Below are 11,960 nucleotides of genomic sequence, written 5' to 3' on the forward strand. Positions count from 1 at the left end.
TTGCCTGGAGCCGGACCCTGATCCAGCGGCGGTTCAGCACCGGTAAATGACGCGAAAAGTACCCGCGATGTTACGAGGATGTTTCCAAGATTGCCGGCAGGTAAAACGTTGTCCCGCAAGATCGCCACCGCTCCTACATTTCGGCCACCGCCACCCCGCCGTGGCGGCCGGCACCGAATGTGGAGGACGACGTGCCACGACCGAAGACACCCCCGCTCGGACGGATCAGGCGCGCCCCGGTGAGCGTGCTCGCCACCGCCGCGCTGATCGCCGCGGGGCTGGCGACCGCGCCGGCCGGCGCCGCAGCGGCGGCACCGCCGTCCGGCAGCGGAGCGACCGCCCGCTACCTCGTACAACTCGCCGAGCAGCCGTTGGCCGGCTACACCGGCGGCGTACCCGGACTCGCCGCCACCAAGCCGACCGGCGCCGGCCGGCTCGACCCGAATTCCCGCGCCGCCACGGCGTACCGGGAGCACCTGCGTCGGCAGCGCGGCACGGTGCTGGCCAGGGTGAACATTCCCACCAGCCAGGCGCAGGCCACCTTCGACACCGCCTTCAACGGCTTCGCCGTGGAGCTGAACCGCTCGCAGGTGGCCCGGCTGCGCGCCACCCCCGGCGTGACCGCGGTGTACGCGGACCAGAAGGTGCACGCGACCACCTCACACACTCCCGACTACCTCGGTCTGACCGGGCAGGGTGGGGTGTGGCAGCAGCAGTTCGGCGACGTGTCCCACGCCGGTGAGGGCGTCATCGTCGGGGTCATCGACAGCGGCTTCTGGCCGGAGAGCGCGAGTTTCGCCCCGCTGCCGACCCCGCGCCCGGATCAGGCGACCATCGACGCGAAGTGGAAGGGCACCTGCGACGTCGGCACCGAAGCGCCCATCACCTGCAACAACAAGGTGATCGGGGCGCGCTGGTACAACGACAGCAGGTTGGCCGACGCGTTCGCCGACGAGTACCACTCGCCCCGCGACCGCAACGGTCACGGCACCCACACCGCGAGCACCGCCGCCGGCGACCACGGCGTGCCGGCCTCGATCGGCGACCAGTCCCTGGGGGCGATCTCCGGGATGGCGCCGGCCGCCCGGCTGGCGATCTACAAGGCGCTCTACGACACCGGCGCCGGCTCGGCGGCGGGCAGCAGCATCGACATCGTGCACGCCATCGACGACGCGGTCGCCGACGGCGTCGACGTGATCAACTACTCGGTCGGCGACGACATGGAGAACTTCGGCGCGATCGAGCAGGCGTTCCTCAACGCCGCCGCCGCCGGGGTGTTCGTCTCGGCCGCGGCCGGCAACGCCGGCCCCGAGGCCGGCACCGTCGACAACTCGACTCCCTGGGTGACCACGGTCGCCGCGAGCACCACCGACCAGCAGTACAGCCGCACCCTCACCCTCGGCAACGGCACCACCATCATCGGGGTGGGTGTGGGCGGCACCGCCGTCGGGCCAGCACCGCTGGTCTCGGCGAAGTCCAGCGCGCTGCACCCCGACGACACGCAGAACGCCGAACTCTGCGCCGAGGGCGCCCTCGACCCGGTCAAGGTCAAGGGGGCGATCGTGTTCTGCCGGCGCGGGGTCATCGACCGGGTGGCGAAGAGTGCCGCCGTGGCGAAGGCCGGTGGCGTCGGCATGGTGCTCTACAACGACACGGTCAACTCCCTGGACCCCGACCTGCACGCGGTGCCCACCGTGCACATCTCCGACACCGACGCCCCGGCCGTCGCGAACTACCTCGCGGCGGGCCGCGCGACGGCGACGATCTCGGCGGGCATCCTGACCGCGGTCGAGGCGCCGCAGGTCGCCGGCTTCTCCTCGGCAGGGCCGTCGTACTTCAACGGCGGCAACCTGCTCAAGCCGGACATCAGCGCGCCCGGCGTGGGCATCGCCGCGGCGTTCTCCCCGGCGATCGGCGGGCAGAGCTTCGCGCTCGAATCGGGCACCTCGATGGCAGCCCCGCACATCGCCGGCATCGCCGCGCTGCTGCGGGCCCGGCACCCGGGCTGGTCACCGATGGCGATCCGGTCGGCGCTCATGACGACCGCCGTGGACACCACGGACAAGGGCAACGCGATCAAGCTGGGGGACACCGACGCCACGCCGTTCAACTACGGCGCCGGCGAGGTCCGCCCGGGCGGAGCCTTCGACCCGGGCCTGGTCTACGACTCCAGCCAGCAGGATTGGCAGCGGTACCTGTGCGGGCTGGCCGCGAAGGGCAACCAGGTACCCGCCGACGACTGCGCCACGACCGGCGCGATCGAGACGAGCCAGCTCAACTACCCGTCGATCGCGACGGGCGACATGGTCGGCACCCAGACCATCACTCGCACCGTCACCAACGTCAGCGACCGCAAGGGCACCTACAGGTCCTCGGTGCAGGCACCCGCCGGTTACGCGGTCGAGGTCACCCCGGCCAGCCTGACCGTGCTCCCGGGACGGACCGCCACCTTCACGGTGAAGATCACCAACAAGGCCGGCGCGGTCGACGCCTGGGCCGACGGCTCGTTGACGTGGCGGGACGACTCCGGGCACCAGGTCAGGATTCCGCTGGTCGTGAAGAACAGCGGGCTGATCGCGCCCGACAGTATCGCCGGCACCGGCACCTCCGGCAGCGTCACGATGACCGCGCAGGCCGGGTACCGGGGCACCCTGGCCGCGCAGCCGATCGGCCTGACCGCCGGCACCAGCACCACGGCCACCCTGCGCGGCGACGCGCCCTTCTGGGACTGGAACTCGCCGGACAAACTGCCCGACCCGCTGCCGGCATCGCTTCACCGGGGCGCGGTCCACGTACCGGCCGGCACGGTCAATCCGCAGGTCGTCGTCACCGGGGAGAAGCCGCTCTGCGTCGACATCGACTGGGGTGCCGACCCGCTGCCCCCGTGCGCCGACTTCATGTTCTACGTCTACGACAGCACGGGCAAACTCGTCGAGTACAAGTACGGCACCGCCGCCGGCGCCAACGTGGTGCTGCCCGGCGCCGGCGACTACACCCTGATCATCGAGCAGTTGTACACCCTGAACACGCCGGCCGGTCAGGAGGTCAACACGTACACCATCACCACCCTGCTGCCCGGCGTGCCCGGCACGTCGGCCGGGAAGCTGACCATCAGTCCCAAGCAGGTCAGCGTGATGGCCGGCGCGAAGGTGAACCTGACGCTGCGCTGGTCCGGGCTGACCCCCGGGCGCCGGTACATCGGCGTGGTGGTGCTGAGCGACGGTAAGGATCAGTTGAAGACCCTGCCGATCACGGTGCGGTCGTAACCGCCGATCCCCGTGGCCGGGTGGGCCGGCGGTGTGCCACAGGTCACCGCCGGCCCGCCCGGCCGTCCGCCGGATCAGGCCCGGATGATTGGCTGCCCGCGCGAGCGGCGACGGGCGGTTTGACGGTCACGACACGCGGGGCGGGTTCGAGTCCCTGGTCCGCCCTGGACGCCTGCGCGGACCCATCCAGTTCGTCGGCCGGGCGGCCGAGCTGGCGATGTTGCGCCACCTCGTCGAGACGCCACCCTGTCTGGTCCTGCTGGAGGGCGAGCCCGGCATCGGCAAGAGCCGGCTCGTCGCGGAGCTGCTCGCCGGCTCCACCCGCCGCCGGTTGGTCGGCGAGTGTGACGACGTGCCGGAGCCATTCCCGCTCGGTGCCCTGCTCGACGCCATCCGTACCGGCGCCGACGAGCTGGGCCCGGTCAACCCGGTAGCCGGCGCGCTCGCCCCGCTGCTGCCCGAGCTGGCCGACCGGCTGCCGCCCGCACCGCCCCCGCTGAACGACCCACCGGCCGAACGGCACCGGCTGCTCCGTGCGGTGGCCGCGGTGCTCACCGCGCTCACGCCCGCCGTGCTGGTGCTCGAAGACCTGCACTGGGCCGACCCGGCGACCTGCGAGTTCCTCGCCTACCTCGGCGCCCACCCGGTCGCCGGCCTGGCCGTCGTGCTCACCGCCCGGCCCCCGGCCCCCACCGGCGGCACGCCCATCCACGACGCGCTGGCCCGCACCCCACCGGGGGCGGTGCGGCGGATCGCGCTGCCACCACTGGGCGCCGGCGACGTGCGCGAGCTGGCCGCCCGCACGCTGCGGCTCGCCGACCCGCCGGACCGGCTCACCACCGCGCTGCTGGACCGCACCGCCGGCATCCCGTTCGTGCTGGAGGAGGTGCTGCGCTCCCTCGCCGAACGGGGCGGCGACCCGCTCGCCGACGACACGGTCCCCTTCGTGCTGCGGGACGTGCTGCTCTGGCGGCTGCGCTCGCTCGACGAGTCCACCCGCGAGGTGCTCGGCGCCGCCGCCGTGCTCGGCCTCGTGCCGAACCGTCGTATCCTCGCCGCCATGCTCCGCCTCCCCGGCGACGCGGTCCGCGCGGCGTTGGACGCGGCGCAGCATGCCGGCCTGCTGCACGAGGCCACCGACGGGCTGCGGTTCCGTCACGACCTGGCCCGTCAGGTGGTGTACGACCTGCTCTCTCCTGGCACTCGGCACTGGCTGCACCTGCGTGCCGCCCGGGTACTGGAGCAGTCGTTGCCCCGGCCGGTGGCGCAGCTCGCCCACCACTACCGGCTGGCCGGCAGCAGCGCGGACTTCGTCCGCAACGCCGAAGCCGCCGCCGACCTGGCCACCGAGCGCGGCGACGACGCCACCGCCGCCCGGTTCCTGTTGCAGACCATGGACCTCGCCGAGCTGCCTCGTCCGGTGCGGGTCCGGCTCGCCGCGAAGCTGGGCCGCGCCGCCATCGACGGCCTCAGCCAGGCGCCCGTGATTCCAGTCCTGCAGCGGCTGCTCGCCGACCGGCGCCTGCCGCCGGGCGCCCGCGGCGAACTGGGCCTGGTGTTCGGGCGGATGCTGCGGCAGCAGGGCGAGGCGCTGCGCGGGTACACCGAGATCGAACGGGCCGTGCCGTACCTGCGCGCCCCACGACGCCGGGCCCAGGCGCTCGCGGTGCTGGCCGCGCCGGACACGGTGGTCGGCCGGCACGTGCGCGACCACCTGGCCCGTTGCGCGGCGGCCGAGGAGGCCGCGGCGGCCAGCGGCGACCCGGTCGCCCACCTGGAGGTGCGGATCGCCCGCGCCTCGCTGCTGCTGGAGCTCGGTGACCCGACGGCCTGGCTGGTCATCGACGAGATGCGCGCCTCGCCGGTCCTCGCCGACCAGCCCCGCGAACACGTCCGCGCCTGCCTGAACTGGGCCCAGGGCGCCCTGCACGCCGGGCACCTGGACCGGGCCGCGGCCCTGGCCTCGGCCGCCCGGCGGCTGATGGAGGCGAACGAGTACGAGCGGCTGCTCGGCCTCGTGGAGGTGACCGAACTGGCGCTCGACCGGGCCGCCGGGCGGCTCGACGGGCTGGCGGACCGCCTCGCTCGGCTGGCCGCCACCCCGGAACGTATCCCGTTCGCCGGGCTCGACGTCCGCGCCGAACTCGCCACGGTCCTCGCCCGCTCCGGGTCGCCGGCCGAGGCGGAGCGCCAGTTCCGGGACGTGATCGCCGAGGCCCGGCGGGTCGGCGCGATCCTGCCGCTGGTGCAGGCCAACTCGGGGCTGGCCCGCCTGCTGCTGCCCGACCGGCCCGACGACGCGGTGCGGCACGCGCGTGACGCGGTCTCTCTCGTCCGGGACAAGGGCATCTGGGCCTGGGCGGCGGAGGCGGTCCTCGTGCTGGCCGAGGCCGCGGTGACCGCGGGCGAGCCGGGACGGGCCGCGCCGATGGTCGCCGAACTCGGCGCCGGCATCGAGGGCCGTGACGCGCCCGTCGCCCTGAGCACCCTGCGCCGCTGCCGCGAACTGGTGCCCGCCTGACCCGGCGCCTTGAGAAGTTCGCACCGGATGAGTTGGCCGCGTAAGAGCCGGGTGGGCGTGCCACTATCGTTCTGGCGTGCACATCCGTTTCGACGTCCCCGCCGATCCCGCCTACCCGGGCCGGGTCGCCGCTGCGCTGAGCAGTGTCCGGCTGCGCAAGTACGGCTATATCGGCGCGGTGCTGGCGGCGGTCGGGGTGATCGGCTTCGCCGTCTCGCGGGGGGTCGCGTGGGGCGACCGGATCTCGTCGCTGTGCGTGGTGCTGATCGTGGCTGGGCTGCTGTCGATGCTGTACTCGCCGTGGGTACGGTGGCGCGCCCGGCGCCGCTCCGGTCGCTACGCCGTCGAGGGCGCCTACGACATCACCGACGACAACATCATGATGCGCAGCGGCTCGGAGTCCGGCGGCATCGCCTGGGACGGGGTCGCGCAGGTCAGGGACACCCCCGAGTTCTGGATCGTCTACGTCGGCCGGATGCCGGCCACCGTGATCCCACGCCGTTTGATGTCTGCCGAGGACGCCGAGACGTTGCGAGCCTTCATGACCAAGCGTGGGCTGCTTCAGCGTCGCTGAACTCACCCGCCGCGAAGTGCGCGGTCGGTTCTGCCGGCCGATCTCCGCTGGTCCTCGAAGTGGAACGCGAAGGCGCCCGCCTCGACGCGGTGGATGAGTTCGGCAACACTGCCGGCTCGCGCTGTCCCATCCGCTGCTGGTGATGTCGCCCACCAGCGCAGGAGCAGGGTCCCTGCGATTAGGGTCTGCGCATGGTGGACGACATCGTTCTGCGACTCGACCGCGCAACCGCCGAAGATCTCTACGTCACGCTGTACGAGGTCGGAGAGCACATCGCGGCCGGCGCAGCCATCACTCCGCCCACCGCCGCCGAGGTGGACCGCCTGGGCACTCTTCTGCGGGACCTGGGCCACGCCCTTGGCCGTTCCTGCTCTCCCTACTGCGACCACCTCTAGTTCGTGAGGGCCGAGCGGCGCCGGCGTTCACCTTCGCCGCCGGGATCGGACCGGCCTCGACCCTCGTTCTCGCCCGGCCACGAGCGACCGCGCCCGGATCGCCGCATGGTGCCCTCCGAAGCGGGGCCACCGTTCCTGCCGCCCGGGCTCCGGTCCATGCCGGCGGCTCACGGCAGAACCCCCGAGAAGTCCCGGCGAGTTCTGCGGTTCAGCGGAATGCCGATCGTGACCCGGCGAACGCGGCTGGCGCCCAGCCCTTTGGGGGAGGAGCCGTTCGGCGCGGGCGAACCGGTTGCACCGGGCGATCAGCGGGTCGACAAGGGCGCGGGCGACGAGGGGAGAGGCGCTCTTCAGGAGGATCGGATCCAGGTACCGGACCGGGACGGGATCGTGAACGGTGTGTGCGCTGGTGCGGTCGCCGGAAGCACAGGCGACCAGGAGCCAGGAGTCGAGGAATGTGCCGTCGGCACTGACGCCGAACGGACCGCCGCCGGCGCTGGCTGGGCCGGCGTGGCCGTGGACGCAGGGGAACGGGAGCAGGGCAAGGCGCGCGCGCCAATTGGCCCAGGACAGCAGGATGTGAGGACGCGTAGACATGAGCTCTCTCAAGACCTGACGGAAGGCACGGGAAAAGAGCCGACGGCGACGTCGGCGACCGATGCGGTGAACGTGTCAGGTCTAAAGAGCAGGCGGGGTCACGCGGGGTGAAGTCCTCTCGTGAGTGGGTCGGAGAAGAAGACCCACCGACACGGTAGGGCGGGGCGGGAGGGCGAGGCCAGCCATTTTGGCTGGGTGCCGAGCACCGAGGGACGGGGTCGGCCAGCGGGGCGTCGGCCACGCGGCGGTCGCCCCGGTCCGGCCGGCCATCGGGACGGCTCCAGGGACGAAGGTCAGTTCCGCAGTGTGCGCACGGCGGTCGACGACACCGCGGCCAGTTCGGGCCGCGCAGGCAGAAACACCGTGGGAACACCCAGCGACTGGTTCATCGCGGCGAGCTGGTACTCGGCTTGAAGGTCGCTGGTGTTACGCACCCCGCGGACGATCACCCCCACGTCGTGCTGACGGCAGTAGGCGGAGGTCAACCCGCTCCACGCCGCAACGGTGACCGAGGTCCACCCGACCGGCAGGATGGCCCGAACGGCGGCCGCCCGCGCCTCCTCGTCGGTGCCCGGACGCTTGCTGCTGTTGACCGCGACGAGCACGACCACTTCGTCGAAGAGCTCGCGCGCCCGTTCCACCACATTCACATGCCCGGGGGTGAAGGGATCGAAGGTGCCGGGGTAGACGGCGCGCACACGTACACGACCGGGGGTGCGTGCTGTCGAGCGTGGCCCTGCCGGCGGTTCGGGTGTCACGGCCGCAGGACCCGCTGCGCATCGCGGATGACCTGCTCGGAGGCCAGTGGGGCCCAGGAGGCGAACAGCTCCCGGAAGTAGGCGCCGTGCCGGTCCGCCACCGCAGGATCGTGCTCGATGACGTCCAGCTCGTTGACGATGCTCAGGTCCACCAGCGACCGGAGTTGAGCCGCGTCCGGCGTTCGCACCTGACCGACGAAGCGGTCGAAGACCTGGCCGGTCTGAGCCAGCTCCCGCCAGCTGCGGTCACGGTCGCAGGCGCCGTACAGATAGACGAGCTCCTCGGCGTCGGGCCCGACGAGATCCCGCAGCACCGCACGATCGGCCCGGTCGAGCAGGGCGAGGTCGAACCCGTCGGTGCCGTAGACGGCGTGGGTGAGGCCGGCGGCCTGCACGTCACTGCCGCAGCCGAGCACGGCGAGTCGTGCGCTGACGCGACAGAGGTGGGCGTACAGGGTGCCCCCGGGATGCGCGATCTGCTCGGCCCCCTGCCGGCGGAGCCAGACCCGCACACCTTCGTCGGTGCTCATGTCCCGACTGTAGGTATCGGTTGCCGGATTCGCGGGCCCCGGGGAGTGCGCAACATGTCACAGCGCCCGGCATGCCGCCCGGTCGGCCCCGATGGTCGGACCGGGTCGTCCGCGCCCCGGCGGAGCGGTGGGGGATGCTGGGTCGGTGCACATCACGATCCTCAGCCCGCTCGCCGTCGACGGCCGGCCGGTCCGGGGCGACCGGCTCGCGACGGTGATCCGCGTGCTCGTCGACGCGCGTGGGCGGGCGGTCTCCTCCGCGCTGCTGGTGGACGCCGTGTGGGGCGGCACGCCGCCCGACGACGCGACCGGCGCCGTCCAGGCGCTCGTGTCCCGGGTACGCCGGCTCGGGCTGCCCGTGGTCGCGGGTCCAGGGGGATACCGCCTGCCCCTGGAGGAGATCACCGTTGACGCCGTCGAGGCGCGGGCGCTCGCCGAGCGGGGACGTGCCGCACTCCGGACCGGTGACCTCGCGGCCACCCGCAGCTCGGCCGACCAGGCCCGGGCCCTGTTCCCCGAGGTCCCCGAGCTCGTCACCGCCGCGGAGACGCGCCTGTTCGCGGACGTCACCGCGCTCCGCGCGGAGGCGGCACTCGCCGGTGCGGGGCCGTTCGACGAGGCTGACCTGCGCCGGCTCGTCGCCCGCACGCCACCGGACGAGCCGTCGGCCGCCCTGCTCGTGCGCGTGCTCGCCGCCCAGGGCCGGGACGCCGAGGCGCTCGAGGTGATCGACGGGCTTCGTGCCGAACTGGCCGACCGGTACGGCACCGACCCGTCGTCCGTGGTCACACAGGTCCACCTGGCGCTGCTGCGCGGCGAACTCACCACCCCGGCTGTCGCGACGCCGCCCCGGCAGCCGACGCGAACCGCCCTGCCCGCCGCCTGGCGCCGACCGGTCACCGCCCTCGTCGGTCGGGAGCGGGACGTCGAGACCGTGAGCGAGGCGCTCACCGAGGCGGCCCTGGTGACGATCGTGGCCACCGGCGGCGCCGGCAAGACCCGGCTCGCCGCCGAGGTGGCCCGCCGCGCGGCGGCGGCCGGGCAGCCGGTCCGCGTGATCGAACTCGCGGGTCTGCGCGCATCCGACGAGGTGCTGCCCACGGTGCTCGCGGCGCTCGGCGGCGGGGACACCTCGACGACCGGAGGCAACCTGGGCCTCGAACGGAGGGTCCTCAGCCCCGAGGAACGGCTCCGCGCCGCAGCGCCCGACCTCGACGGGCTCGTGGTGCTGGACAACTGCGAGCACGTTCTCGACATGGTGGCCACCGTCGTCGCGGACCTGGTCGCGGTGACCTCGCCGGAGGTCACGGTGCTCGCGACGAGCCGGGCCCCGTTGGGCCTGGCCGGTGAGCGGGTCCACCGGCTGACCGCGTTGCCGGACGCCGATGCACTCGGGCTGCTCGAATCCCGGGCGCGGGCCGGCGGCGCCGTGCCGACCTGGGACACCGCACGGGCGCTCGCGCTGTGTCACCGGCTCGACAACCTGCCGCTGGCGCTCGAACTGGCCGCCGCTCGACTGCGGCACATGCCGATCGACGACGTGCTGGCCGGGCTGACCGACCGGTTCGCGCTCCTCGACGACGCGCTGCGGGGCCTGCCGGAGCGGCACGCGAGCCTGTGGGCGATGGTCGACTGGAGCCGGGAACTGCTCGCACCCGACGACCGCGCGCTGCTGCAGCGGGTCGCGGTCATCCCCGCGCCGTTCACCGCGGACCTCGCCGCCGCGGTCGCGCAGACCCCCGACGTACGGCGCGGCCTGGCGACGCTCGTCGAACAGTCCCTGCTGACCCTCGTCGAGGGGGACGGCCCGCCCCGCTACCGGATGCTCGAGACCGTCCGCGAGTACGGCGAAGCCCGCCTCGGCGCGGCCGGCGACCGCGATCGGGCCATGGCCGGCCTGGTCGGTTGGGCCCGGGAGCAGGCCGTCGTCCTCGCCGACCGGTTCATCGGGCCCGGCCAGATCGAGGCCCTCGCCCGCTGCGCCGCCGAGCAGGACAACCTGGTCGCGGGCCTGCGCTGGGCTTACGGCCTCGACGACGAGCCGGCCACGATCGACATCGCGACCGCGCTGTTCCACCTCTGGTCGGTGCGCGGCCTGCACCTCGAGGTCGCCGGCTGGGCGCGGGGTCTGCTGCACGCCGAGGACCCGGACCGGCGGCGAGCATCGGCGATCCTGCGCGGCCGGGCCGCCGGCCGGCCGCTGCCCGACGCCGACCGGCTCGCCTGGACCTGCCTGCTGATCGGCGTCAACGCCGGCATCAGCAACGAGCTCCGGCTCGCCGTGCTCGCCCGGCGCGCGCTGCGGACGCTCCTCGCCGAGCGGCCCGCCGAGGTGTCGGCCCGGCAGACCGTGCTCGCGTCGGCGATCCCCGAGTTCGACGCGTCCGACCTCGACGGGAGCATGAAGGGCGCCGCCGAGATGATCGCGCACCCGGACCCGTACGTGCAGGGACTCGGCCTGTTCGCCCGCGCCGCCATCCGGGAGAACGGCGGCATGCCCGAGGCCTCGATCGTCGACGCCGAGCAGGCGTACCGGCAGTTCGAGATCGCCGGTGACCACTGGGGCATGGCGATGGCGGCGGGCGCCGTCGGTCAGTTCTTCCTCCCGGGCGGTGACGCCCGCTCGGCCGACTGGCTGGCGCGCAGCGTCCACCACATGGAGCTGGTCGGCGCGACGCAGGACGCCCGCTCGATCCGGGTACGGCTGGACGTGCAGCGTGCGCTCACCGGCGACCCGGAAGCGGAGCGGCGGCTGCACGAGACGGCGAGCCAGGCTGAGGAGGTGGACATCGCGCAGGCGCGCCTCGGGCTGGCCCACCTCGCCTGGCAGCGCCAGCGCTACGACGACGTGCTCGCCCACGTCGACGGGGTGACCCGGACCCTGGCCGGGTGGACCGGGCCGCCGCCGCAGCCGCGGGTCATCCTCCGGGTCGCGGCGGCGGTCCTGCACCTGCGGGTGGCCGAGGCGCGGCGGGCGTCGGGAGACGCCGCCGACGCCCACGCGGCCGCGTTGCTGAGGCTCGCCCGGGACGAGGCGCTGTCCTCGCGGGACCTGCCGGTGATCGGGGCCCTGGCGGTGGGCGGCGCCGAACTGGCGGCCTACCGCGGTGACGCCGGAACGGCCCGCGAGCTGTCCGCGCTCGGGATCCGGATCGGCGCCCACGACATGACCTTCTTCCCGCCCGGAGACGGCGAACGGCTCAACGCCGCCCTCGGTGACGAGGGGCAGCGTGAGCCGTTGCTGGCCGCGTGGCGGGAGCGGCCCGTCGCCGCGACCACCGCCCGGATCCGCGAGCTGATGGACGACCTGCTCGGCTGA

Annotated in this window: 7 protein-coding genes; 5 read left to right on the top strand and 2 right to left on the bottom strand. The window is 73.6% G+C overall.

Annotated elements, in window-relative coordinates; genetic code table 11:
• The first annotated feature begins 191 nt into the window (after positions 1-191).
• The 4 genes from NFX44_RS14015 to NFX44_RS14030 all read left to right on the top strand — a co-directional run bounded on the left by NFX44_RS14015 (position 192) and on the right by NFX44_RS14030 (position 6,756).
• Entirely contained in the window at positions 192-3,266 is a 3,075-nt protein-coding gene (locus NFX44_RS14015; protein WP_262283972.1) for a S8 family peptidase, read from the top strand.
• A gap of 88 nt (positions 3,267-3,354) precedes the next feature.
• Positions 3,355-5,787: an AAA family ATPase gene (locus NFX44_RS14020; protein WP_262283973.1), complete on the top strand. Its 2,433-nt coding sequence runs from the start codon at positions 3,355-3,357 to the stop codon at positions 5,785-5,787.
• Between the two features lie 76 nt (positions 5,788-5,863).
• Positions 5,864-6,361, top strand: a complete 498-nt coding sequence (locus tag NFX44_RS14025) for a YcxB family protein (protein WP_262283974.1) — start codon at positions 5,864-5,866, stop codon at positions 6,359-6,361.
• Between the two features lie 191 nt (positions 6,362-6,552).
• Positions 6,553-6,756: a hypothetical protein gene (locus NFX44_RS14030; protein ID WP_262283975.1), complete on the top strand. Its 204-nt coding sequence runs from the start codon at positions 6,553-6,555 to the stop codon at positions 6,754-6,756.
• An 890-nt stretch (positions 6,757-7,646) separates the two neighbouring features.
• Here the strand turns inward: NFX44_RS14030 and coaD are convergent.
• Together coaD and NFX44_RS14040 are read right to left on the bottom strand one after the other, a co-directional pair.
• Entirely contained in the window at positions 7,647-8,051 is a 405-nt protein-coding gene (coaD, locus tag NFX44_RS14035; RefSeq protein ID WP_262283976.1) for a pantetheine-phosphate adenylyltransferase, read from the bottom strand.
• 56 nt (positions 8,052-8,107) lie between these two features.
• Positions 8,108-8,641, bottom strand: a complete 534-nt coding sequence (locus NFX44_RS14040; protein WP_262283977.1) for a DUF6817 domain-containing protein — start codon at positions 8,639-8,641, stop codon at positions 8,108-8,110.
• A 145-nt stretch (positions 8,642-8,786) separates the two neighbouring features.
• Here NFX44_RS14040 and NFX44_RS14045 point away from each other — a divergent pair, with 145 nt between their 5' ends.
• Complete coding sequence (locus NFX44_RS14045) at positions 8,787-11,960, top strand: BTAD domain-containing putative transcriptional regulator (protein ID WP_262283978.1); 3,174 nt, start codon at positions 8,787-8,789, stop codon at positions 11,958-11,960.

This window comes from Micromonospora sp. MA102 (assembly GCF_025460765.1).
GTDB classification, from domain to species: domain Bacteria; phylum Actinomycetota; class Actinomycetes; order Mycobacteriales; family Micromonosporaceae; genus Micromonospora; species Micromonospora halotolerans.

Excerpts from the sequence above, each read along its gene's own strand:
- NFX44_RS14030 (WP_262283975.1), top strand. The coding sequence starts at position 6,553 with ATGGTGGACGACATCGTTCTGCGACTCGACCGCGCAACCGCCGAAGAT.
- NFX44_RS14040 (WP_262283977.1), bottom strand. The coding sequence starts at position 8,641 with ATGAGCACCGACGAAGGTGTGCGGGTCTGGCTCCGCCGGCAGGGGGCC.